Source organism: Xanthomonas sp. CFBP 7698, assembly GCF_003600855.1.
Taxonomy (GTDB): Bacteria; Pseudomonadota; Gammaproteobacteria; order Xanthomonadales; family Xanthomonadaceae; genus Xanthomonas; species Xanthomonas cannabis.
The window spans coordinates 1,170,840-1,192,926 of record NZ_PRDN01000001.1 but is presented as its reverse complement, the minus strand read 5'-3'; the positions used below and the strand labels follow the sequence as shown (position 1 = coordinate 1,192,926).

Genomic DNA, 22,087 nt, shown 5'->3' with positions numbered 1-22,087 from the left:
CGATGCTGGATGCCGCGCGCGTCGGGGCACTGCGGTTTCAGATGTAACCGCGCCAGCCGATAGTGTCTAATAACGCACCCCACTGCAGTGCCCAAGCCCGTGAGCCTTCCCGATTCCGATCTGCGTCCGGAGCAAGAACCGTTGCCCGATGACGGTGCCGTGGTCACGTCCGGCCCGCTGACGCCACCACCGGATTCGGCCGGCACCTTCGCCGACGACCAGGCGTATCACCACTCGGTGGCCGAAGACGCCCAGGGCATGGTGCTGGCAACGCTGGTCGCGTCGCTGGGCCTGGCGATCTTTGCCAAGGGCGGGCTGATGATCGGCGGCATGGCCGGCGTGGCGTTCCTGCTGCACTACGCCCTGCACTGGAATTTCGGCCTGGTGTTCGTGCTGGTCAACCTGCCGTTCTACTGGCTGAGCGTGCGTCGCATGGGCTGGGAATTCACCTTGAAGACCTTCGCGGCAGTCGGCGCCTGCGGCGCGCTGACCAACCTGTTGCCGCGCTGGGCCGACTACGCGCACATGAGTACCGCGTTTTCGGCGATCGTTGGCGGCGCTTTGTCCGGGCTGGGCATCCTGTTCTTCATCCGTCACCGCGGCAGCCTGGGCGGAATCGGCATCCTGGCCGTGTACCTGCAGCGCGAGCGTGGCTGGAGCGCGGGCAAGGTGCAGATGAGCTTCGATGCGATGTTGATGCTGGTGGCATTCGCCATCCTCACCCCGGACAAGGTGCTGTATTCGGCCCTGGGCGCCTTGATGCTCAGTCTGGTGCTGATGTTCAACCATCGCCCGCATCGCTACATGGGCGTGTGATTGGCGCACGCGTCAGACGCCGCCCGCGCGCGCCGGGCAATCGGTCGGCAGGTGCAGGCGTTGCAGCAGGCCGCGCGCGTCGAACGGGGCGTGCACCTTCATGTCGTTGTCGAAGTAGCAATACACGTCGCGCGTGGCGCGTTTGAGCGCGCGCGGGCCTGCACGGACTGCATCGTCCGGCTCGCTGCCATGCGCCCAGGCGTCGATGCGCGCGGCCCAGCGGTCCAGCGCGCTGTCGCTGTAGCCGCTGGCATAGAGCTGCGCATCGCCATGCAGGCGCAGGTAGACGAAGTCCGCACTCACGTCTTCCAGATACGGGAACTTGCCCGCGGTGTCGGCCACCACCACCGCCACCTTGTGACGGCGTAGCAGGCGCATGCAGGCGGGATCGCAGAAACTGGCGTGGCGTACCTCCAGCGCATGACGGATCGGCCGCTTGCGATCGATCGCGAGCGCACTGCGCCCGTGCATCAGCGCGCTGTCGCGTTTGCGCGCCAACGCCAGTGCGGCCTCGCTGTCGCGCGGCAGGCTGGCGAGAAATCCATCGAGCAACGTGGCATCGAAGCGCAATGTCGGCGGCAGCTGCCACAGGATCGGCCCCAGCTTGGAGCCCAATCGCAGCACGCCGGAGGCAAAGAAATTGGCCAGCGCCTGCTCACAGTCGCGCAGGCGCTTCATGTGGGTGATGAAGCGCGGGCCCTTGACCGAAAACACGAAGTCGTCCGGCGTCTCGTCATGCCAGGCCTGGAAGCTGTCCGGCCGCTGCAGCGAATAGAACGAGCCATTGATTTCCACGCTTGGAAAGCAGCGCGCCGCGTATTCGAGCTCGCGCCGCTGCGCCAGGCCGCTGGGATAGAAGGTGCCGCGCCAACGCGGGTAGCGCCAGCCGGAAATGCCGATGCGGATAGCCATGCACCCAGCATTTCGTCTGTGCCGTGGAGGAGGCGTCTAGCCGCGCTGGACCGTGCGTCTGGGTAAGGGCGTCTGCGCCCATGGCGGCGACAGCGCCTGGATCTGTGCAAACACCGGGCAATCGGGGTGATGCGCGCCGGGCAGGTAACCCAGGCTCATCAGGAATTCGCCGGTGATTTCGCCACCGGTAAACCGGAAGGTCTTCTTGAACAATTTGACCCAGGCCGGCTTGTCGAGCGGATGCTGTGCATCCAGCCATTGCGCAAAGCTGCCATGCGTGCGGCGCAGCGTCTGGATGACCTGGGCATTGTGGATGGCTGCCAGGATCTTCAGACGATTGCGGATGATGCCGGCATCGTTCATCAGGCGGGCGATGTCCGCCTCGCCATAGGCCGCGACCGTATCCACGTCGAAGCCGGCATAGGCCCGCTGGAAATTGCCGCGCTTGCGCAGGATGGTCTCCCAGCTCAGACCGGCCTGGTTGATTTCCAGCACCAGGCGCTCGAACAGCTCGCGCTCGTCGCGTTGTGGAAAGCCGTATTCGTGGTCGTGGTAATGGCCGTGCACCGGATGGCCCGGGGCGATGCTGCAGTAGCCGCTCATATGGTTGCCCGTAGGCGGGCGCGCAGGTCGGAGCGCGGCCGCGCGTGGACCGCTTCGGCAGAGGGCGCCCGTGCCGGCAGCGGGCGACGCCGTTGGCCCGCCAGCGGACCGGTTGCGCCGCGTCGGCTGGCGTTCGCTGCAGGGAGGCGCGCGGTCGCGCTGAGCATGCGGACCTGGCGCGGCGGGCGCGTGCCCGCGGGGCAGCAAGTGGCGGTAGGTGTGGTCTGCATTCGCGCTCCAGGGTCACGTCCGGGGCCAAGTATGGCAGCGGCTCTGCGCGCGGCGGAGCGAACGGCTAGAATGCGGGCATGTCCGTTGTTCCCACGCCGCTTGCCAACCAACTGCTGATCGCGCTTCCGGCGCTGTCGGACCCTACCTTTTCGCGCAGCGTCGCGCTGATCTGTCAGCACGACGAAAACGGCGCGATGGGGGTACTGGTCAACCGCCCCTCCGAGTACACCCTGGGCGAGGTGCTGTCGCAGATGGGCATCGCGACCGAAGATGCGCAGCTGTGCGAGCAGATCGTGCTCAGTGGCGGCCCGGTGCACCCGGAGCGCGGGTTTGTCATCCACGACGACGCGCGCGAATGGGATTCCAGCCTGGAAGTGGGGCAGGGCGTGTTCCTGACCACCTCGCGCGACATCCTCGAAGCGATGGCGGCCGGCGAAGGCCCGCGCAATGCGCTGGTGGCGCTGGGCTGCGCGGGGTGGGGCGCGGGGCAGCTGGAGTTCGAACTGGGCGAGAACAGCTGGCTCACCGCGCCGTCGGACGCCAACGTGCTGTTCGCCACCGCACTGGAGGATCGCTGGCAGACCGCGGCCGGTCGCATCGGCGTGGACCTGTTCCGGCTGACGGATTACTCCGGGCATGCCTGAGGCGGGCACCATCCGCCCCGATGGCACGGTGCTGGGCTTCGACGTAGGGTCGCGCCGGATTGGCGTGGCGGTCGGTACCGCGCTCGGCGCCGGTGCGCGCGCGGTCGCCGTCGTCCAGGTGCATGCCAGCGGCCCGGACTGGGCGGCGCTGGATCGCGTGCACAAGGAATGGCGGCCCGACGGTCTGGTGGTTGGCGACCCGCTCACGCTGGACGACAAGGACCAGCCTGCGCGCAAGCGGGCGCATGCCTTCGCCCGCGAATTGCGCGAGCGCTATGCGCTGCCGGTCGTGCTGATCGACGAACGCTCCAGCTCGGTCGAAGCCGCGCAGCGGTTCGCCCGCGAACGTGCCGACGGGCGCAAGCGCCGCCGCGATGCCGAGGCGCTGGATGCCATGGCCGCCGCCGTGATCGTCGAACGCTGGTTGGCCGCGCCTGACCAAGCCACTCTTCTCCCTTGATTCCCGACCTGCGATGACCACCATGCAACTCGATTCGGACGGACGCCTGCGTCACCTGCTCACCCTGGAAGGACTGCCGCGCGCGACATTGCTGCAACTGCTCGACCGCGCAGGTCAGATCCGCGATGCCGCGGTCGGCCGCGTCGGCAAGCGCAGCGTGCTGGCCGGCACGGCGGTGTGCACCCTGTTTTTCGAACCGTCAACGCGCACGCGCAGCTCGTTCCATCTCGCTGCACAGCGGCTGGGCGCGGACGTGCTCAACTTCGATGCGTCCACGTCCTCCACCCGCAAGGGCGAGACTGCGCGCGACACCTTGAAGAATCTCGAGGCGATGGGCGTGCGCGGGTTTGTGGTGCGCCACCCCGACGATGGCGCGGTGGAAGCGCTGGCCGCCGCGGCGGGCGAGGGAACTGCATTGATCAACGCCGGCGACGGCCGCAGCGCGCACCCCACCCAGGGCCTGCTCGACATGCTCACCCTGCGCCAGGCCAAGGGCACCGACTTTTCCAAGCTCAAGGTGGTCATCGTCGGCGATGTGAAGCACTCGCGCGTGGCGCGTTCAGACCTGCATGCACTGCGCACCCTGGGCGCCGGCGAGATCCGCGTGTGCGGCCCGGCCAGCCTGTTGCCCGATGACGACATGCTGGACGGCTGCGTGGTTGGTCAGGATTTCGATGCCATGCTCGAAGGCGCCGATGCGCTGATGATGCTGCGCCTGCAACGCGAGCGCATGGAAGAGGGCCTGGTGCCATCGCTTGAGCACTACCACAGCCAATACGGCCTGACCCGCGAGCGCCTGGCGCGCGCCGGCCGCGATGCCGCCGTGCTGCATCCGGGCCCGATCAACCGCGGCGTCGAAATCACTGACGACGTCGCCGACGGCGCGCAATCGTGCGTGCTGCGCCAGGTCGCCAACGGCGTCGCCGTCCGCATGGCGGTACTGGAAACCCTGCTCGGTTAAGCGTTACCGGCAACGCGGCCGCCAGCTAGCGCGGTCGCGTCCGGCGTGTGAAGGCGTCATGGCAAACAGACCGAGTCTTGCCACCAAGTGCGCCCCGCAGTCCGCTCTTACGATTCCCGATTCCCGATTCCCGATTCCCGATTCCCGAACGCGAGCACCAAGCCATAACACCCGCTCGCCTATCGTGGCGGTCCCTTTCATCGCAGGAGACCGCAATGGGTATTTCGCGTCACGCCACCGCTCACTGGGAAGGCGACCTCAAGACCGGCAAGGGCCAGCTCAGCACGCCGCAGAGCGGCTTGATGGACAACACCCGCTATGCCTTCAGCAGCCGCTTCGGTGACGAGAAGGGCACCAACCCGGAAGAGCTCATCGCCGCAGCGCATGCCGGGTGTTTCACCATGGCACTGTCGGCGCAGCTGACCGAAGCGGGCTTTCCGCCCACCTCGCTGGATACCCGCGCCGACGTCGACCTGTCGATGGAAGGCGGCCCGCAGCTGTCGCAGATCCGCCTCAAGCTCACTGCCGTGGTACCGGGCATCGACGAAGCCAAGTTCCGCGAGCTGGCCGATACCGCCAAGAAGAATTGCCCGGTTTCCAAGGCGTTGAGTGCGGTGCCGATCAGCCTGGAAAGCGAGTTTTCCAACTGACCGGCAGCAGGCTGCGCGGCGCCGGTACGACGTGCCGGTGCACGCAGCTGGCGGCGACCTGAATAGGGCTTTCGCCACCCGGGTCGGTTCAGGGCGGTTTCACCGCAGCAGGCCGAGCATCGGCAGCGTGTCCTCCCTGTGAAGCTGCCGCAATGAAAACTCTTGTGCTTGGTGCTCTGGTAATGGGTCTGGCCGTGGCGGGCAACGCCACAGCGCAGCGCTACGACAGCGGCTACCGCGACACCTATCGCGGCGGCTACGAGGACGGTCGTTACGAATATGCGCGCGTGGTGCGCGTGGACCCGATCATCGTGTCCGATTCCTACAACGAACGCAGCAGCGAACGCTGCTACAACCGGCCGTCCGACGGCTACTACACCAGCAATGACGGCTACTACCGCGATGGTGGTGGCTACGGCGGGCCGAATGCGTCCAATCGCGGGGTCGCCAGCGTGATCGGCGGTATTGCCGGTGCGGTACTCGGCAGCCAGGTGGGCGGCGGCAACGGTCGCCTGGTCGGCACTGCCGTGGGCACCATGGCCGGTGTCGCGGCGGGGCGTTCGATCTACGAGGCCAACCACCGCACCTATCAGGGCAATGTCAGCGTGTGCGAGCCGGTGTCGTACCGCACCACCCGCGAGCGCGTGGACGGGTATGACGTGACCTATGAATATGCCGGCCGCACGTACCACACGCGCAGCGATTACAACCCGGGCGACCGGATCCGCGTGCGCGTGGATGTGCGCCCCGACTGACGCCGTGCGATGTGGCGAATGCGAGAACGCTGCGGGAGACCGCAGCGTTTTTTATTCCTGCGAGGTGCCAGGGAGCGCAGATCCCGCTTCCTCCTCGCAGGCGACGTTCGATCCTGTCGAATCTCGCCACGTCTGCTTGCTGACGATGCAGCGGCGATCGTGTGCAACGCGACGCGTCGAGCCTTCTTCCCGGCGTGGCGACGCTCGCCGCAGCCGGCACACGGCTACGTCGCCGGCCCAGCGTTGGCCGCGCTCAGGCCCAGTCCAGGGTGCCGCGAATCACCGTCTGGACCTGGCCGCCCGACCACACGGCACCGTCGCCGTCGATGCGCAGTTCCAGCAGGGCATCGAAGCCGATTTCGCGCCCCTGGCTGACCACGTAGCGGCGGTCCTTGCCGGGTAGTGCGTGGCGGCTGTCCAGCCAGGCGGCGAGCACGGCATTGGCCGCGCCAGAGGCGGCATCTTCAAAACGCCGGCCGTTGCCGACAAAGGCGCGCACGGCCAGATCGTAGGCACCGGCGGTGGCGGCGCGCGCATACGCAAACACACCCATGCTGCCGGTGGATTCGGCCAACGCGGCGATCGCCTCCCACTCCGGCTGCAGGCCGCGCAGCGCGGCCTCGCTGGCCAGTTCCACCACCCACCAGGTGCGGCCGCCGTCCATCAGTGCGGGCGGCAGGGCACCCAACGACCAGCCATGCAGTGCATCTCGCAGGCGCGGGTCATCGGCCTGCACCTGCTCGGCGACGCGCGCGCGCGGGGTGCGGATGGCGATGCTGCGGTGGTCATCGATCTGCTCCACGCGCAGCGGCAACTGGCCGGCGATGCCGTCCTGCACCAGTACGCCGTCATCGGGCGCGGCCAGCCCGGCCTCGAGCACTGCATGCGCCGTGCCCACGCTGGGGTGGCCGGCGAACGGCACCTCTTTGTGCGGGGAAAACATGCGCAGCCGGTAGCTGCTGTGCGCGTCCGCCGCGGGGAACACAAAGGTGGTCTCCGGCAGCTTGGTCCAGCGCGCAATCGCCTGCATGGCCACATCGTCCAGGCCCTGCGCATCCAGCACCACCGCCAGCGGATTGCCGCTGCCGGGGCGGGCGGAGAACACATCCAGTTGCAGGAAACGGCGGGTGGTCATGAGGGCGGATCCGCGGACAGGGCGCGGCAGCTTACCAATCGATGCGTCCGTCGATCACCTGCAGGGTCGTACCGCCGATCCAGACCTCGCCTGCAGCGTCCACTTCGATGTGGATGCGGCCATCGCGGCCGACCTCGCGGCCCTGGCTGGCGACATAGTGCAGCCCCGCGCCCGGCAGGCGGTTTTCGCCGTGCAGGCGTGCGGCAATGCACGCATTGGCGCTGCCGGTGACCGGGTCTTCCGGGATGCCATCGCCAGGGCAGAACGCACGCACCACCAGGTCTTCGCCGTCGCCGTCTGCGGGCGCGTAAATCGCCAGCCCGGTGGCGGCGCTGGCCTGGGTCAGGCGGGTGATGGCGGCAAGATCGGGCACTGCCTGGCGCACCGCCGCCGCATCGGCCAGTTCCAGCAGCCACCAGTTCGGGCCATTGTTCCAGAGCGCTGCCGGGTGAGGAGCGGTGCGCAGGCCGGCAGCGGCTGCCTGCAGCGCTGCCGCGTGGGTGTCACCGGTTGCGATGACGCGGGCACGCGGTGCGCGCAGTCGCACCTGCACGCTGCCGTGGCGGTCGAATACATCCACCGGTAGCACGCCGGCCGCGCATTGCTGACGCAGCCGGCCGTCGGCCTGGTAGCTGGTGAGTCCATGGGTCGCTGCGGCCCACGCCGCACCCACGCTGGGGTGGCCGGCAAACGGCAGTTCCGCGCGCGGGGTGAAGATACGGATGTGATAGTCGGCGTCGGGCACGCTCACGGGCACGAAAAAAATCGTCTCCGACAGGTTCAGCCATGCGGCGATCTGCTGCATCTGTTCGCCGGACAAGGTGCCTGCATCGAACACCACGCCCAGTGGATTGCCGCCGCCGGTGCGGCTTGCGAAGACGTCCAGTTGCAGATAGCGGTGCTTGCTCATGATCGATGCGGACTCGGTGGTGGGAAGAGGTGCGGATGGTTGCAGCGCAAACCGTTGCCGCAAGATGCAACGCGCTGCGGACTGCGACCAGGCACGGGGTCATGCGGGCGGTATTGGCAGTAGAATCGGGGGTTCCGCCCGGCATACCGGCTTTCCCCCCATCTTAAACGCCTACCCCATGTCAGCTCCCCACACTACCGATCGTTGGATCGTCCTCAAGTTCGGCGGCACCTCGGTGTCGCGTCGTCATCGCTGGGACACGATTGGAAAACTGGCGGGCAAACGGGCGAACGAAACCGGCGGCCGCGTGCTGGTGGTGGTGTCTGCACTGTCGGGCGTGACCAACGAGCTCACCGCCATTGCCGATGGCGCCGCCGACAGCGCGCAGCGCGTGGCAGCGCTGGAACAACGCCATCGCGACTTCCTGGCCGAGCTGGAGCTCGACGTCGATGCGGTGCTGGGCGAGCGTCTGGCCGCGTTGCATGCGCTGGTGGGCGATGCACGCGCTGCCGCGCGCACGCTGGACTGGCAGGCCGAGGTGCTGGGGCAGGGCGAATTGCTGTCCTCCACCATCGGCGCGGCGTATCTGCATGCCAGTGGCCTGGACATGGGCTGGCTGGATGCGCGCCAGTGGTTGTCGGCACTGCCGCCGCAACCCAATCAGAGCGAGTGGTCCAAGCGCCTGTCGGTGTCGTGCCAGTGGCAGTCCGATGCCGACTGGCGCGCGCGCTTCGATGCGCAGCCCACGCGCTTGCTGATCACCCAGGGCTTCATTTCGCGGCACGCCGATGGCGGTACCGCCATTCTGGGGCGCGGCGGTTCGGATACCTCGGCGGCTTACTTCGGCGCGTTGCTCGGTGCCAGCCGGGTGGAAATCTGGACCGACGTGCCCGGCATGTTCAGCGCCAATCCAAAGGAAGTGCCGGACGCGCGCCTGCTGACCCGTCTGGACTATTACGAAGCGCAGGAAATCGCCACCACCGGCGCCAAGGTGCTGCATCCGCGCTCGATCAAGCCCTGCCGCGATTCCGGCGTGCCGATGGCGATCCTGGACACCGAGCGCCCCGATCTGCCCGGCACCAGCATCGACGGCAATGCCGAGCCGGTGCTGGGCGTGAAGGCGATCAGCCGCCGCAACGGCATCGTGCTGGTGTCGATGGAAGGCATCGGCATGTGGCAGCAGGTCGGCTTCCTCGCTGATGTGTTTACGCTGTTCAAGAAGCATGGCCTGTCGGTGGACCTGATCGGCTCGGCCGAAACCAACGTCACCGTGTCGCTGGATCCGTCGGAGAACCTGGTCAACACCGATGTGCTGGCGGCGTTGTCGGCGGACCTGTCGCAGATCTGCAAGGTCAAGATCATTGTTCCCTGCGCGGCGATCACGCTGGTCGGGCGCGGCATGCGCTCGCTGCTGCACAAGCTGTCCGACGTGTGGGCCACGTTCGGGCAGGAACGCGTGCACATGATTTCGCAATCGTCCAACGACTTGAACCTGACCTTCGTCATCGACGAGGCCGATGCCGATGGTTTGCTGCCGATCCTGCATGCCGAGTTGATCGACAGCGGCGCGATGCCGGTGAGCGAAGGCGAGGTGTTTGGCCCGCGCTGGCGCGAGATCATCGGCTCGGTGCGTCCGCGCCCCACGCCGTGGTGGCATGCCGAGCGCGCGCATCTGTTGTCGCTGTCCAGCGCCGGCACGCCGCGTTACGTCTATCACCTGCCCACGGTGCGTGCGCGGGCGCAGGCGCTGGCGCAGATCGCGGCGGTGGACCAGCGCTATTACGCGATCAAGGCCAATGCGCATCCGGCCATCCTGATGGCGCTGGAGCAGGCCGGTTTCGGTCTGGAATGCGTCTCGCATGGCGAATTGCGCCGTGTGTTCCAGACGCTGCCGGAGTTGTCGCCGCGCCGCGTGTTGTTCACGCCGAGCTTTGCGCCCAGGGCCGAGTACGAAGCGGCATTCGCGCTGGGTGTGACGGTGACCGTGGACAACGTCGAAGCGCTGCGCAACTGGCCGGAGGTGTTTCGCGGCCGCAACGTGTGGCTGCGCATCGACCTGGGTCATGGCGATGGCCATCACGAGAAGGTCAATACCGGCGGCAAGGCGTCCAAGTTCGGCCTGTCGTCCACGCGCGTGGATGAGTTCGTCGAGGTGGCGCGCACGCTGGAGGTCACCATCACCGGCGTGCACGCGCACCTGGGCAGCGGCGTGGAAACCGGCGAGCACTGGCGGATGATGTACGACGAACTGGCCGGTTTTGCGCGCCGCATCGGCACGGTGGAGACCATCGATATCGGTGGTGGTCTGCCGATTCCGTACAGCGCCGAGGACGAACCGTTCGACCTGGAGGTGTGGGCCAAGGGCCTAGCCGAGGTCAAGGCCGTGCATCCGGGCTATCGCCTGGCGATCGAGCCGGGCCGTTACCTGGTGGCCGAAGCCGGCGTGCTGCTTGCGCAGGTGACCCAGGTGATCGAAAAGGACGGCGTGCAGCGCGTGGGCCTGGATGCGGGCATGAATACCTTGATCCGCCCGGCGTTGTACGACGCCTGGCACGACATCGAAAACCTCAGCCGGCTCGATGCGCCGGCCGATGGCAGCTTCGATATCGTCGGGCCGATCTGCGAATCGTCGGATGTGTTCGGCAAGCGCCGCCGTCTGCCGGCGGCCACCGCGCCGGGCGATGTGGTGCTGGTGGCCGACGCCGGTGCGTACGGCTATTCGATGGCCAGCACCTACAACCAGCGCGAATTGCCGCGCGAAGAGGTGATCGATGCGCCCGCTGGCTGAGTTCGTGGCGCTCAGCACGCTGGCCGGTGGTGTGGCGATGGTGTTTTCCACTTCCATCGACATGGCCGGGCAGCCGGCGCCGTGGACCGACAGCCTGAAGTGGCTGCTGCCTGCATTGCTCGCTGCCGGCCTCGGTGCGTGGGGTGCGGCGCGCTGGCAGCGACGCCGCCAGGACCGCTCGCTGGCGCAGCACGCCGGTGGCATGGCGCTGCGCACGGTGCTGTTGAGCGCACTCGGCTATCTGCCGGCATTGCTGCTGTACTTGCTGGTCGCGCTGCTGGTCACCGGCGATGCGAAGGCGATCCGAGCGGACGTGATGCTGCTGTTGTTTCTGATCGGCTGCCTGCCGCTGCTGTGGGCGGCGGTGCCGTTTTCCATGATTGAATATGCCTTGTGCCGGCGTTATCTACGCCGTCAACGGGGTCTTGCAGGGTGTCCATGAGCGCTTTCGACAAACATCAGGTATCCACTTTCCGTTTCGTGCGCTGCGCGCTCGACGCGCAGACCGGCGTGGCGACGCTGGTGTATGCCTTCGACCAGGGCCCGGAGCTGGTGGAGACCGTGGCCGTGCCGGGCGCACCGTTCGTGCTGGACGGCGCGCGCGCTGCCGCCGTGCAGCAGGCGCTGCAGCTGCTGCACCTGATCGCCGGTGTGAGTTACTACAAGGCCGCGGTGCCGCCGGCCATCGCCATCGACAGCTACAGCATCGATGCCGGCACCGCTGCGCTGGTGGAAAGCGTCTATCTGCATGGCCTGGGCGAGTTTGCCTACCGCAACGGCCTGAACCTGCATGGCAAGATCAATTTCCCGGTCGCAGCACACGCGCCTGCCGATGCGCCTGCGCTCGGCCTGCGCGAGCATGCGCTGGTGGCCATCGGTGGCGGCAAGGACTCGTTGGTCAGCATCGAGGCCCTGCGCCACGCCGGCGTGGCGCAGACCGTCAGCTGGATCGGCGGCTCGCAGCTCATTCGCGCCTGCGCCGAACGTACCGGCCTGCCGGTGCTCAATGTCGGTCGCGTACTGGCGCCCGAATTGTTCGAGCTCAACCGCCACGGCGCCTGGAATGGGCACATCCCGGTCACTGCGGTGAATTCGGCCATCCTGGTGCTGTCGGCGCTGCTGACCGGCGTGGATCAGGTGGTGTTCTCCAACGAACGCTCGGCCAGCTATGGCAGCCAGATTCCCGGCACCGGCGAGGTCAACCACCAGTGGTCCAAGGGCTGGGCGTTCGAGCAGGCCTTCGGCGATTACGTGCAACGGCACGTGGCGGCCGACCTGCGTTACTACTCGTTGCTGCGACCGTTGTCGGAGCTGGCGGTGGCGCGGCAGTTCGCCAAGACCGATCACTACGACGCGCATTTTTCCAGCTGCAACCGCAACTTCCACATCATGGGCGAGCGGCCGGTGCATCGCTGGTGCGGCGTGTGCCCCAAGTGCCATTTCGTCTTTCTGGCGCTGGCACCGTTCATGCCCAAGACGCGTCTGGTCAAGATCTTCGGGCGCAACCTGCTCGACGATGCGAGCCAGGCCGGCGGCTACGATGCGCTGCTGGAATTCCAGGATCACAAGCCGTTCGAATGCGTCGGCGAAGGCCGCGAATCGCGTGCGGCGATGGCGCTGCTGGCAACGCGCGCGGAGTGGAAGGAAGACGCGCTGGTGATGCGCTTCATCCGTGAGATCCAGCCGCAGCTGGATGCGCAGGCCTTGCAGATGGAGCCGTTGATGGCCATCGACGGCGAGCACCGCATTCCTTCGGCGCTGTGGGAGCGCGTGCGTGCGAATTTCGCAGCTTGAGGGCAGGGCGGTTGCGTTGTGGGGTTGGGGGCGCGAGGGGCGCGCCGCCTATCGCGCGCTGCGGAGTGCCTTGCCCGCCCAGCCGCTGACGGTGTTCTGCACCACCGAAGAGGCACGTGAGCTGGCTGCGCTGGCCGACGCGGCGCTGCAGGTGGAGACCGACGCCAGCGCGCAGGCGTTGGGCCGGTTCGAGATCGTGGTGAAGTCGCCGGGAATCAGCCCGTACCGCCCCGAGGCGCTCACCGCTGCAGCCGCGCACGGCACGCAGTTCATCGGCGGCACCGCGCTGTGGTTTGCCGAACATGCGCAGGCCGACGGCGCCGTGACGGGCGCCATCTGCGTCACCGGCACCAAGGGCAAAAGCACCACCACCGCGTTGCTGGCGCATCTGCTGCGCTGCGCCGGGCATCGCACCGCCCTGGTCGGCAATATCGGTCAACCCTTGCTGGAAGTGCTGGCACCGCAGCCGCCGCCGGCGTACTGGGCGATCGAACTGTCCAGTTACCAGACTGGCGAGGTCGGGCGCAGCGGCGCACGTCCACAACTGGCGGTGGTGCTGAACCTGTTTCCCGAACATCTGGACTGGCACGGCGATGAAGCGCGCTACGTGCGCGACAAGCTGTCGCTGGTGACCGAAGGCCGGCCGCGGATCGCGTTGCTCAATGCTGCCGACCCGCTGCTGCGCGGACTGCAGCTGCCCGACAGCGAGGTGCGCTGGTTCAACCATCCCGATGGCTGGCATCTGCGCGGCGATATGGTCTACCGCGGCGCGCAGGCGGTGTTCGATACCGCCGATGTGCCGCTGCCCGGCGAGCACAATCGACGCAACCTGTGCGCGGTGCTGGCTGCGGTGGAAGCGCTCGGCCTGGATGCCGCCGCGCTGGCGCCGGCGGCGCGGAGCTTTCGTCCGTTGCCCAATCGCCTGCAGCTGCTCGGCAGTGTGGATGGCATCAGTTACGTCAACGACTCGATCAGCACCACCCCGCACGCGTCGCTGGCTGCGCTGGCCTGTTTTGCGCAGCGTCGCGTTGCCTTGCTGGTTGGCGGGCATGACCGCGGGCTGGACTGGCAGGAGTTTGTCGCGCACATGGCGCACCAGGCTCCGCTGGAGATCGTCACCATGGGTGCCAATGGCCCGCGCATCCATGCGCTGCTGGTGCCACTGGCCGTGACGGGACGGTTCGGCCTGCATGCCGCCGCCGACCTGGAACACGCCATGCAGCTGGCGCGCGATGCACTGGGCGAGCAGGGCGGCGTGGTGCTGCTGTCGCCGGGGGCGCCCAGCTTCGGCGCCTACAGCGATTACGTGGCGCGTGGCCGGCATTTCGCCCAGCTGGCGGGGTTCGACCCTGCGGCGATCAGCGCGATCCCGGGCCTGGGCGTGCAGTAAGGACGTTGTTCGCCTGCCCGCGCCACCGCATCGCTTGCGGTCAGGTGGCAGTGCGGCCGACTCGTCGCGCAGCTGGCCGAGGTCAGCGAGTCCATGCCTGCGCACTTCCAGGCGGTGTGCAGTGAAGCGCGTTGCCCTGGTGTCTGCGGCCAACCCGCCCATCGGTATTGGCGCGAACCGTTAGCCGGTTCACGACCAGCCGGTGATCGGGCAGGCGATTTTGCTGCCGGCGCGCATCGCGACCACGCCTGCACGGTGGCTGGGCCTACACTCGCGGCAAATCCCCGGAGCAAGCGCATGCACAAGCAATGGTCGTGGAGCGGTGTGGGTCTGGTCGGCGTTCTGGCGTCGTTGACATTTCCGGCGATGGCGGCGATGCAGGCCAAGCCGCTGGAATGGAAGATCGGCAAGGACACCTTTAGCGGCGTGCTGGTCTACGACGATGCCGGCGCTGCCACGCGCCCCGGCCTGGTGATGGTGCCCAACTGGCGCGGCGTGAACGACTCGGCGGTGACCAAGGCCAAACAGTTGGCTGGCGACGATTACGTGGTGCTGGTGGCCGACGTGTACGGCAAGGGCATCCGCCCCAAGGACGACACCGAAGCCGGTGCCCAGGCCAAGAAGCTGCGCGATGACCGGCCCACCTTGCAGGCACGTGCGCTCAAGGCGGTGGATGTGCTCAAGGCGCAGGCCGGCAAGGCGCCGCTGGATGCATCACGGATCGGCGCGGTGGGCTTCTGTTTCGGCGGCACCACGGTGCTGGAGCTGGTCCGCGCCGGCGCGCAGCTGGCCGGCGTGGTCAGTCTGCACGGCGGCATCGCCACGCCCGCTCCTGCCGCTGCCGGTTCGGCCAAAACACCGCTGCTGGTGCTCAATGGCGCCGACGACAAGAGCGTGACCAAGGCGGATATTGCGGCGTTCGAAACCGAGATGAATGGCGCCGGCGCCGATTGGCAGTTCGTCAATTTCAGCGGGGCAGTGCATTGCTTTGCCGAAGCCGATGCCAACAGCCCGCCGGGCTGCCTGTACAACCCGCGCGCGGCCAAGCGTGCCTACCGCATGCTGGGCGATTTCTTTGAGGAGCGGTTTGGTCGATAGCGGAGATTGGAGATTCGGGATTTGGGATTCGTAAAAGCGCGGTCCCGTCCTTCGAATCTTCCCGTGAGGTTGTACTCAGGGGCTTGTGCTGAACCTCGCTGTGCCTTCGGGTGCCGGGATTCGTCAACGTGCGGCCAAGCCGCCGTTGCGAATCCCCAATCCCGAAGCCCGTCCGGCGCGCGCAACGCGCCCGATCAATGCGTACGTTCGACCGCGTAACGTGCCAGTCCACGCAAGGCGGCCACCGCCGGGCTGTGCGGCAGGCTGTCCAGCGCGCGTTCGGCGGCGGCGGCATATTCGGCAGCGCGCGCGCGGCTGTAATCCAGGCCACCGGTGGCGTGGATGGCGGCCAGCACCTCGGGCATCGCCGCTGCATCGCCTTGTTCGACGATGGTGCGCAGGCGCTGCTGGGTGGGCGCGTCCGAATGCGCCATGGCGTGGATCAGCGGCAGCGTGGCCTTGCCTTCGGCCAGGTCGTCGCCCAGGTTCTTGCCCAGGTCGGCTGCCTCCGCGGCGTAGTCCAGCACGTCGTCGGCAATCTGGAACGCAAAGCCCAGCTGCATGCCGTAGTCGTACAGCTGCTGCTGCACCGCGGCGTCCGCACCGGAGGCCAGTGCGCCCAGGCGCGTGCCGGCGGCGAACAGCACCGCGGTCTTGCGCTCGATCACCCGCAGGTAGGCGGCTTCGTCGGTGTCGGGGTTGTGCACGTGCAGCAGTTGCAGCACCTCGCCTTCGGCGATGCGGTTGGTGGTGTCGGCCAGGATCTGCATCACCTCCATGCGGTCCAGCTCCACCATCAACTGGAAGCTGCGCGAATACAGGAAGTCGCCGACCAGCACGCTGGGCGCGTTGCCCCACAGCGCGTTGGCGGTGCTGCGGCCGCGGCGCAGGTCCGACTCGTCCACCACGTCGTCGTGCAGCAGCGTGGAGGTGTGGATGAATTCGATGATCGCCGCCAGTTGGTGGTGCTCCGGGCCGGAGCCGCCGGCGGCGTGGCCGGCCAGCATCACCAGCATCGGACGCAGGCGTTTGCCGCCGGCGGAGATGATGTGATCGGCGATCTGGTTGATCAGCACGACGTCCGAGGCCAGGCGGCGACGGATCAGTGCATCGACCGCGGCCATGTCTGGCGCGGCGAGGGACTGGATCTGGGGCAGGCCCAGCACGGTGGGGAGGTCTTCGGCGATGGTCATGCGCAGGCGTTCGTGATGTGCGTCGATTATAGGTGCCCGGGCCGGATCCGTCCCGCCGGACCCAACCGGTGGCTTCACATTTGCGGCCCGCGGGCCGGGCCGGGCCCCGCAAAGGCCCGCGTGGGCTGGATTTCCGACCCCCGGCAGGGCGCTTGCCCGGCAGCGCCGCGCGGCAACCCGCCACGACCGCCGACAGGCAGGTGCGGTAACATTGCCGCACAGACATTCATCGTTGCGCGCTCCCGGCGCCAGCGCATCATCTCGGAAGCACCTATGGCCCGCGGCATCAACAAAGTCATCCTCGTCGGCAACCTCGGCAACGATCCCGACACCAAGTACACCCAGGCCGGCATGGCCATCACCCGCGTAAGCCTTGCCACCACCAGCGTGCGCAAGGACCGCGACGGCAACAACCAGGAACGCACCGAGTGGCACCGCGTGGTCTTTTTTGGAAAGCTGGGTGAAATCGCCGGCGAGTACCTGCGCAAGGGCTCGCAGGTGTATGTCGAAGGCGAGCTGCGCTACGACAAGTACACCGGGCAGGACGGCGTGGAAAAGTACAGCACCGACATCGTCGCCAACGAGATGCAGATGCTTGGCGGCCGTGGTGAAGGTGGCGGTGGCGGCATGGGCGGAGATCGTCCGCAGCGCTCGCAGGCCCCGCGTCAGCAGCAAGGCGGCGGTGGCGGGCAGGGCGGTGGCGGATACGGCGGTGGGCAGGGCGGCGGGCAGGATTACGCGCCGCGTCGTCAGCAGCCGGCCCAGCAACAATCGGCGCCGCCGATGGACGATTTCGCCGACGACGACATCCCGTTCTGAGCCGCGTTGTCGCCCTCGTCATCCGGAAGGCCCGCCATGTGCGGGCCTTCTGTATTCAGCGTCATCGGGAACCGGACGTCACCGGCTGGCGGGATGGTTCGCCGTCCAGCAGCGGATGAAGTCGTCGGCGAGACAGCGACCGGACTGGCGCCTGACTACGCCGATGTGCGATCCCGCCCGCTTTGCTTGGCGCGGTAGAGCGCTGAATCGGCGTCGTGCACGATGGCATCCGGCGTCTGCGGTGTTTCGCCCGGTTCGAAGGTCGCGGCGCCCACGCTGACGGTGACATGCGCGCTGGTCGGGCTGGACAGATGCATCAGGCCCAGACCGGCCACGGCGCTGCGCACGGCATCGGCTAGGCGCAACGCGCCGGCGGCATCGGTATGCGGCAGGATCATGCCGAACTCTTCGCCACCGTAGCGTGCCGCCACGTCCTCGCTGCGGCGCGAGCAGGCCGCGATGGCGCCGGCAATCAGGCGCAGGCAGGCATCGCCATTCACATGGCCATAGGTGTCGTTGTAGAGCTTGAAGTGGTCCACATCGATCATCAGCACCGATAACGGCGACTGTAGGTGCACGGCTTCGCGCAATGCTTGCGACAGGCGGTAGTCGAACGCGCGCCGGTTGGCGATGCCGGTCAGCGCATCCACCCAGGCTTCGGAGCTGAGCTTGGCCTCGTTGCGATGCATGCGGCGCAGTTGCAGGTCCAGCCAGATGCCCACGCCCAGCAGCACGATGCAGCCGAGTGCGGCAATCACGATCCGCTGGGTTGCTGCCTGCCGCCAATTGGCCAGCGCATCGTCCACCGACACACCGGTCAGCACGGTCAACGGATACGGGCGCGCCGGAGCGAAGCTGGAGATGCGCTCCACGCCGTCGATCGGCGAGCGATAGGTCGCAGTGCCGTGCTTGCGTGCGCGCATGGTGACGTAGATCGAGGTGCCCGCGATCGAGGTGCCGATGACGTCCTGTTTGTCGGGCCGGCGTACCAGCACGATGCCATCGTCGTTGGTCATGCCGATGGTCCCGTTCGGGCCGACTTCGAAGGTGCTGTAGTAATGCTGGAAATACTTCAGCTGCAGCGTCACCAGTACCACACCGGCAAATTCGCCATCGCGGTCGTTGAGCCGGCGACTGAGGGTCATCACCCAGCTGCCATCGGAACGGCTCCGCACGGGTGGGCCCACCAGCGACAATGCATCGCGGTGGTCGCGGTGATATCTGAAATAGGCGCGGTCGGCGTTGTTGTGGGTGCGGGGCGTGCTGTCCAGCGATGAGCTGACCCAGCTGCCATCGCCCGCATAGATGAAGATGCCATGCAGGCGGTCCGAGCGCCTGGCCTCACGGACCAGAAACTCGTGCATCGCCGAGTGCGCGCTGTTGTTGCCTTGATCGTGTTCGACCCGCGAGACCAGGCCCGACAGCACCGCGTCGGCGATGGACAGGGTGTCGCTGGCATGCTGGGCCAGCGAATTGGCCAGATTCAACGACTGCGCCTCCGCGCTGCGCAGGGCGCTCGCGCGCTCCTCGTGGATGGACCAGTACTCTGAACCGAGCAGCAGTAGCCACGAAATGGTCAGCACGAAGTGCAACGCGATGCGTTGTGCACGTTGGCGCCACCGCTTGGTTGTTGACGTCACTGTGGCTACCTGTATGGACACCAGGGCGATGCAACCGGTGTGCCAGCCTACGCGTGGCCGCAGTGGCAACCGTGTGCAGCCGCGCAGCCACAGTGCCGATCTGTGATTGGCAGCGCACTGCTGCGCTGCAGCCCGCTTGCCGTGTGCGGCCGTCGCGCGGTGGTGCTGCATCAGCGTCCGGCGTGACCGCCGTCGCGATGCAAGCCAGCTCGACTGCATCCGCATCACGTTGTGCGTGGTATCCCGGGAGTCGATTCGTTACCCGAGGAGCTCTCATGCGCGCCATTCGTCTCTCGCAACCCGGCGGTCTGGATGCATTGCAGTCGGTCGATGTGGCCGACCCGGGGCAGCCCGCACACGGACAGATCCGTGTGCGTCTGCATGCCAGTTCGCTCAACTTCCACGACCTGGGCATCGTGCTTGGCCAGATGCCGACGGCGGACGGACGCATCCCCATGTCCGATGGTGCCGGAGTGATCGAAGCGGTCGGCCCGGACGTCAGCGAGTTCGCGGTGGGCGACCACGTGGTGTCCACCTTCTTCCCGTCCTGGCTGGACGGCGAGCCGCTGCATGCGGGCTTCGCCACCACCCCGGGCGACGGGGTCGATGGGTACGCGCGCTCGGCGGTGGTGACTGCTGCGCACGCGTTCACCCATGCGCCGGCCGGCTACAGTCATGCCGAAGCCGCCACCCTGACCACAGCCGGTGTCACCGCCTGGCGCGCCCTGGTAGCCAATGGTGGCCTGAAGGCGGGCGACACGGTGCTGGTGCTGGGCACCGGCGGCGTATCGATCTTTGCGCTGCAGTTCGCCAAGGCCATGGGCGCGACCGTGATCGCCACCTCGTCGTCGGACGAGAAGCTGGACAAGGCGCGGGCGCTGGGTGCCGACCACCTGATCAATTATCGCCAGCATGCCGAATGGTCGAAGCAGGTGCTGGAGATCACCGACGGGCGTGGTGTGGACCATGTGGTCGAGGTCGGTGGGCCTGGCACGCTCGCGCAATCGATCCGCGCGGCGCGTGTGGGCGGGCACATCGCTTTGATCGGCGTATTGACCGGCGCCGCCGGGCCGGTGCCGACAGCGGAGATGATGGGCCGCCAGCAACGTCTGCAGGGGCTGGTCGTGGGCAGCCGCCGGCATCAGCAGGCGCTGGTGCGGGCGCTCGACAGCTTGCCGCTGCGTCCGGTGATCGACCGGGCCTACGCACTCGACGACATCGGCGAAGCATTCGCCTTGCAGAAGTCCGGGGGCCATCTGGGCAAGATCGTGCTGGAGTTCTGACGACGTGGGCCACCCGGCGATGCCGGCTCACTGACAGCGGAGCCGGCACGCTGATAAAACGCACACTGCGCATTGCATCACAGCATCAGGACCGCGAGGCGTAGCGAAGAATGTCTGCGGTGCTGCAGCAGCCCGCGTCGATGGCTCCAACGCCGTCGACGCTGAATGACGCGGCCTTATCGTGCATGCAAGACACTGCGTCCGCGCATGCGCTGGCGCTGCGCCGTGATGAGCGCGTTCCATGGATGTATGCAGACGCAACATCGCTGCAGGTTGTATGTGCCGGCACTGGACCGGTCGTTCCCCGAAGTGTGAGCAACAGGCGTCGGTACTCACGCGCTTGTGACCGGCGGCGCTGCACATTGATAAAGAACTGAATAAGCCAGCATTGTTGGAGATGCCAGCCATGAGAGATATCAAGATGACCCGTCGCGAGGTACTGATCGCTGGCACGGCGTCGGCAGCCAGCGTTGCCGCAACCCAATCGATGGCCGCCACTGCCGCCACTGCCATGTCGCAGCGGCAGGCAGTCGAGCCGGCCAACGCCTCCAGTCAGGTTGCCTTCGAGGTCAACGGCAAGCCGGTGACGCTGACCCTGGATAACCGCACCACGTTGCTGGACGCACTGCGTGAGCATCTGCAGCTGACCGGCACCAAGAAAGGCTGCGATCACGGCCAGTGCGGCGCCTGTACGGTCATCGTCGATGGGCAGCGCATGAATTCCTGCCTGTCGCTGGCGGTGATGCATCAGGGCGCCAAGGTCACCACCATCGAAGGCCTGGGCACACCGGACAAGCTGCATCCGATGCAGGCGGCCTTCGTCAAGCACGACGGCTACCAATGCGGCTATTGCACGCCCGGCCAGATCTGCTCGGCAGTGGCCGTGCTCGACGAAGTGAAGCGCGGCATCCCCAGCCATGTCACTGAAGACCTCACCGCCAGGACCCGGCTGACCACGCCGGAACTGCAGGAACGCATGAGCGGCAACATCTGCCGCTGCGGTGCGTATTCCAACATCGTCGATGCGATCAACGATGTCGCAGGAGACCGCGCATGAAGGCTTTCAGTTACGAGCGCGCCACCTCGCCTGCAGATGCGGCCGCCAAGGCGGCGCGGCAGCCGGGTGCGAAGTTCATCGCCGGCGGCACCAACCTGCTGGATCTGATGAAGCTGCAGATCGAAACCCCGTCGCATCTGATCGATGTCAACGGCTTGAGCCTGGACACCATCGAGGCCACGCCCGATGGCGGCTTGCGCATCGGCGCCCTGGTGCGCAATACCGACCTGGCTGCCGATGCACGCGTGCGCCGCGATTACGCGGTGCTGTCGCGTGCGTTGCTGGCGGGCGCGTCGGGCCAGCTGCGCAATCGCGCCACCACGGCCGGCAACCTGTTGCAGCGCACGCGCTGCCCGTATTTCTACGACACCAATCAACCGTGCAACAAGCGTTTGCCCGGCAGCGGGTGCGCGGCCATCGGCGGCTTCAACCGGCAGTTGGCCGTGATCGGTGCCAGCGAGGCCTGCATCGCCACCCATCCCAGCGACATGGCCATTGCCATGCGCGTGCTGGACGCGGTGGTGGAGACGGTCCGTCCGGATGGACAGACGCGCGCGGTGCCGCTGGCCGATTTCTATCGCGCCCCGGGCACCACACCGCATCTGGAAACCGTCCTGGAGCGCGGCGAACTGATCACCGCGGTGACCCTGCCCAAGCCGCTGGGTGGAACGCATGTGTATCGCAAGGTGCGTGACCGCGCCTCGTATGCATTCGCGCTGGTTTCGGTGGCCGCTGTCGTGCAGCGCGACGGCAGCGCCCGCGTTGGCGTGGGCGGCGTGGCGCACAAGCCCTGGCGCAGCGAAGTAGCCGAGGCGCAGTCGCGGCAGGGCGCACGTGCCATCGCCGCTGTGCTGCTGGACGGCGCACAGCCCACCGAACACAACGCCTTCAAGGTGCCGCTGGTCGAGCGCACCCTGACCGCGATCCTGGCCGACACGAGGGCCTGAT

The 22,087-nt window shown here is 67.3% G+C and carries 21 protein-coding genes; 15 read left to right on the top strand and 6 right to left on the bottom strand.

The features are described 5' to 3' along the window. Window positions 1-141 precede the first annotated feature (141 nt). Window positions 142-816 (top strand): YitT family protein, encoded by a 675-nt coding sequence (locus XnspCFBP7698_RS05035; RefSeq protein WP_184372665.1) that lies wholly within the window; start codon window positions 142-144, stop codon window positions 814-816. Between the two features lie 12 nt (window positions 817-828). On the opposite strand, the gene XnspCFBP7698_RS05030 is transcribed toward XnspCFBP7698_RS05035, so the two are convergent. Both XnspCFBP7698_RS05030 and XnspCFBP7698_RS05025 read right to left on the bottom strand, forming a co-directional pair. Then, window positions 829-1,728, bottom strand: a complete 900-nt coding sequence (locus XnspCFBP7698_RS05030; protein WP_047693783.1) for a DUF72 domain-containing protein — start codon at window positions 1,726-1,728, stop codon at window positions 829-831. Window positions 1,729-1,764: 36 nt separating this feature from the next. Beyond that, the gene (locus tag XnspCFBP7698_RS05025; protein ID WP_104579810.1) at window positions 1,765-2,331 is read right to left on the bottom strand and encodes a DNA-3-methyladenine glycosylase I; all 567 of its coding nucleotides are present in this window, start codon (window positions 2,329-2,331) and stop codon (window positions 1,765-1,767) included. 308 nt (window positions 2,332-2,639) lie between these two features. Between XnspCFBP7698_RS05025 and XnspCFBP7698_RS05020 the strand changes: the two genes are divergently transcribed. The 5 genes from XnspCFBP7698_RS05020 to XnspCFBP7698_RS05000 all read left to right on the top strand — a co-directional run bounded on the left by XnspCFBP7698_RS05020 (window position 2,640) and on the right by XnspCFBP7698_RS05000 (window position 6,032). Next, a complete protein-coding gene (locus tag XnspCFBP7698_RS05020; RefSeq protein ID WP_039404799.1) occupies window positions 2,640-3,206 on the top strand; it encodes a YqgE/AlgH family protein in 567 nt (188 codons plus the stop codon). Continuing rightward, window positions 3,199-3,666, top strand: a complete 468-nt coding sequence (ruvX, locus tag XnspCFBP7698_RS05015) for a Holliday junction resolvase RuvX (protein ID WP_039404802.1) — start codon at window positions 3,199-3,201, stop codon at window positions 3,664-3,666. The genes XnspCFBP7698_RS05020 and ruvX overlap by 8 nt, the downstream gene beginning before the upstream one ends. 13 nt (window positions 3,667-3,679) lie before the next feature. Then, window positions 3,680-4,627 carry an aspartate carbamoyltransferase catalytic subunit gene (locus XnspCFBP7698_RS05010; RefSeq protein WP_039404804.1) on the top strand — a complete coding sequence of 316 codons (948 nt, stop codon included), beginning with the start codon at window positions 3,680-3,682 and terminating at the stop codon, window positions 4,625-4,627. Window positions 4,628-4,842: 215 nt separating this feature from the next. Beyond that, a complete protein-coding gene (locus tag XnspCFBP7698_RS05005; protein ID WP_039404806.1) occupies window positions 4,843-5,277 on the top strand; it encodes an OsmC family protein in 435 nt (144 codons plus the stop codon). Window positions 5,278-5,429: 152 nt separating this feature from the next. After that, on the top strand, window positions 5,430-6,032 hold the full coding sequence (locus tag XnspCFBP7698_RS05000; protein WP_039404808.1) for a glycine zipper 2TM domain-containing protein: 603 nt from the start codon (window positions 5,430-5,432) through the stop codon (window positions 6,030-6,032). A gap of 253 nt (window positions 6,033-6,285) precedes the next feature. Here the strand turns inward: XnspCFBP7698_RS05000 and XnspCFBP7698_RS04995 are convergent, their stop codons facing one another. Both XnspCFBP7698_RS04995 and XnspCFBP7698_RS04990 read right to left on the bottom strand, forming a co-directional pair. Further along, window positions 6,286-7,167: a PhzF family phenazine biosynthesis protein gene (locus tag XnspCFBP7698_RS04995; protein WP_104579811.1), complete on the bottom strand. Its 882-nt coding sequence runs from the start codon at window positions 7,165-7,167 to the stop codon at window positions 6,286-6,288. 31 nt (window positions 7,168-7,198) lie between these two features. After that, a complete protein-coding gene (locus XnspCFBP7698_RS04990; protein WP_104579812.1) occupies window positions 7,199-8,077 on the bottom strand; it encodes a PhzF family phenazine biosynthesis protein in 879 nt (292 codons plus the stop codon). Between the two features lie 178 nt (window positions 8,078-8,255). On the opposite strand from XnspCFBP7698_RS04990, the gene XnspCFBP7698_RS04985 reads away from it, so the two are divergent. The 5 genes from XnspCFBP7698_RS04985 to XnspCFBP7698_RS04965 all read left to right on the top strand — a co-directional run bounded on the left by XnspCFBP7698_RS04985 (window position 8,256) and on the right by XnspCFBP7698_RS04965 (window position 15,147). Continuing rightward, window positions 8,256-10,865 (top strand): bifunctional aspartate kinase/diaminopimelate decarboxylase, encoded by a 2,610-nt coding sequence (locus XnspCFBP7698_RS04985; RefSeq protein WP_104579813.1) that lies wholly within the window; start codon window positions 8,256-8,258, stop codon window positions 10,863-10,865. Further along, window positions 10,849-11,307, top strand: a complete 459-nt coding sequence (locus tag XnspCFBP7698_RS04980) for a hypothetical protein (protein ID WP_104579814.1) — start codon at window positions 10,849-10,851, stop codon at window positions 11,305-11,307. The genes XnspCFBP7698_RS04985 and XnspCFBP7698_RS04980 overlap by 17 nt, the downstream gene beginning before the upstream one ends. Further along, on the top strand, window positions 11,304-12,659 hold the full coding sequence (gene murL / locus XnspCFBP7698_RS04975) for a UDP-N-acetyl-alpha-D-muramoyl-L-alanyl-L-glutamate epimerase (RefSeq protein WP_104579815.1): 1,356 nt from the start codon (window positions 11,304-11,306) through the stop codon (window positions 12,657-12,659). The genes XnspCFBP7698_RS04980 and murL overlap by 4 nt, the downstream gene beginning before the upstream one ends. Then, a complete protein-coding gene (gene murD, locus XnspCFBP7698_RS04970; protein WP_104579816.1) occupies window positions 12,640-14,049 on the top strand; it encodes a UDP-N-acetylmuramoyl-L-alanine--D-glutamate ligase in 1,410 nt (469 codons plus the stop codon). Before murL ends, murD begins: the two co-directional genes overlap by 20 nt. A 297-nt stretch (window positions 14,050-14,346) precedes the next feature. After that, window positions 14,347-15,147 carry a dienelactone hydrolase family protein gene (locus XnspCFBP7698_RS04965; RefSeq protein WP_146093176.1) on the top strand — a complete coding sequence of 267 codons (801 nt, stop codon included), beginning with the start codon at window positions 14,347-14,349 and terminating at the stop codon, window positions 15,145-15,147. A 194-nt stretch (window positions 15,148-15,341) separates the two neighbouring features. Here the strand turns inward: XnspCFBP7698_RS04965 and XnspCFBP7698_RS04960 are convergent, their stop codons facing one another. After that, window positions 15,342-16,340 carry a polyprenyl synthetase family protein gene (locus XnspCFBP7698_RS04960; RefSeq protein WP_104579817.1) on the bottom strand — a complete coding sequence of 333 codons (999 nt, stop codon included), beginning with the start codon at window positions 16,338-16,340 and terminating at the stop codon, window positions 15,342-15,344. A gap of 273 nt (window positions 16,341-16,613) precedes the next feature. Here XnspCFBP7698_RS04960 and XnspCFBP7698_RS04955 point away from each other — a divergent pair, with 273 nt between their 5' ends. Beyond that, window positions 16,614-17,159, top strand: coding sequence for a single-stranded DNA-binding protein (locus XnspCFBP7698_RS04955; RefSeq protein WP_123137275.1), 546 nt, complete (start codon window positions 16,614-16,616; stop codon window positions 17,157-17,159). Window positions 17,160-17,314: 155 nt separating this feature from the next. Here XnspCFBP7698_RS04955 and XnspCFBP7698_RS04950 read toward each other — a convergent pair whose 3' ends face one another. Then, window positions 17,315-18,862, bottom strand: a complete 1,548-nt coding sequence (locus tag XnspCFBP7698_RS04950; protein WP_199680104.1) for a GGDEF domain-containing protein — start codon at window positions 18,860-18,862, stop codon at window positions 17,315-17,317. Window positions 18,863-19,074: 212 nt separating this feature from the next. On the opposite strand from XnspCFBP7698_RS04950, the gene XnspCFBP7698_RS04945 reads away from it, so the two are divergent. The 3 genes from XnspCFBP7698_RS04945 (at window position 19,075) to XnspCFBP7698_RS04935 (ending at window position 22,086) form a co-directional block, all read left to right on the top strand. Beyond that, window positions 19,075-20,082 (top strand): NAD(P)-dependent alcohol dehydrogenase, encoded by a 1,008-nt coding sequence (locus tag XnspCFBP7698_RS04945; RefSeq protein WP_104581719.1) that lies wholly within the window; start codon window positions 19,075-19,077, stop codon window positions 20,080-20,082. Between the two features lie 397 nt (window positions 20,083-20,479). Beyond that, entirely contained in the window at window positions 20,480-21,139 is a 660-nt protein-coding gene (gene paoA, locus XnspCFBP7698_RS04940) for an aldehyde dehydrogenase iron-sulfur subunit PaoA (RefSeq protein ID WP_255404433.1), read from the top strand. Continuing rightward, window positions 21,136-22,086, top strand: coding sequence for a xanthine dehydrogenase family protein subunit M (locus XnspCFBP7698_RS04935; protein ID WP_047697509.1), 951 nt, complete (start codon window positions 21,136-21,138; stop codon window positions 22,084-22,086). The genes paoA and XnspCFBP7698_RS04935 overlap by 4 nt, the downstream gene beginning before the upstream one ends. Window position 22,087 lies beyond the last annotated feature (1 nt).

Coding starts and splice junctions, on each gene's coding strand:
- XnspCFBP7698_RS04955 (WP_123137275.1), top strand. CDS start 16,614: ATGGCCCGCGGCATCAACAAAGTCATCCTCGTCGGCAACCTCGGCAAC.
- XnspCFBP7698_RS04935 (WP_047697509.1), top strand. CDS start 21,136: ATGAAGGCTTTCAGTTACGAGCGCGCCACCTCGCCTGCAGATGCGGCC.
- XnspCFBP7698_RS04980 (WP_104579814.1), top strand. CDS start 10,849: ATGCGCCCGCTGGCTGAGTTCGTGGCGCTCAGCACGCTGGCCGGTGGT.
- murL (WP_104579815.1), top strand. CDS start 11,304: ATGAGCGCTTTCGACAAACATCAGGTATCCACTTTCCGTTTCGTGCGC.
- XnspCFBP7698_RS04945 (WP_104581719.1), top strand. CDS start 19,075: ATGCGCGCCATTCGTCTCTCGCAACCCGGCGGTCTGGATGCATTGCAG.
- XnspCFBP7698_RS04965 (WP_146093176.1), top strand. CDS start 14,347: ATGCACAAGCAATGGTCGTGGAGCGGTGTGGGTCTGGTCGGCGTTCTG.
- XnspCFBP7698_RS05005 (WP_039404806.1), top strand. CDS start 4,843: ATGGGTATTTCGCGTCACGCCACCGCTCACTGGGAAGGCGACCTCAAG.
- XnspCFBP7698_RS04960 (WP_104579817.1), bottom strand. CDS start 16,340: ATGACCATCGCCGAAGACCTCCCCACCGTGCTGGGCCTGCCCCAGATC.
- XnspCFBP7698_RS05025 (WP_104579810.1), bottom strand. CDS start 2,331: ATGAGCGGCTACTGCAGCATCGCCCCGGGCCATCCGGTGCACGGCCAT.
- XnspCFBP7698_RS05020 (WP_039404799.1), top strand. CDS start 2,640: ATGTCCGTTGTTCCCACGCCGCTTGCCAACCAACTGCTGATCGCGCTT.
- XnspCFBP7698_RS04995 (WP_104579811.1), bottom strand. CDS start 7,167: ATGACCACCCGCCGTTTCCTGCAACTGGATGTGTTCTCCGCCCGCCCC.
- XnspCFBP7698_RS04985 (WP_104579813.1), top strand. CDS start 8,256: ATGTCAGCTCCCCACACTACCGATCGTTGGATCGTCCTCAAGTTCGGC.
- ruvX (WP_039404802.1), top strand. CDS start 3,199: ATGCCTGAGGCGGGCACCATCCGCCCCGATGGCACGGTGCTGGGCTTC.
- XnspCFBP7698_RS04990 (WP_104579812.1), bottom strand. CDS start 8,077: ATGAGCAAGCACCGCTATCTGCAACTGGACGTCTTCGCAAGCCGCACC.
- XnspCFBP7698_RS05030 (WP_047693783.1), bottom strand. CDS start 1,728: ATGGCTATCCGCATCGGCATTTCCGGCTGGCGCTACCCGCGTTGGCGC.
- paoA (WP_255404433.1), top strand. CDS start 20,480: ATGCCAGCCATGAGAGATATCAAGATGACCCGTCGCGAGGTACTGATC.
- XnspCFBP7698_RS05010 (WP_039404804.1), top strand. CDS start 3,680: ATGACCACCATGCAACTCGATTCGGACGGACGCCTGCGTCACCTGCTC.
- XnspCFBP7698_RS05000 (WP_039404808.1), top strand. CDS start 5,430: ATGAAAACTCTTGTGCTTGGTGCTCTGGTAATGGGTCTGGCCGTGGCG.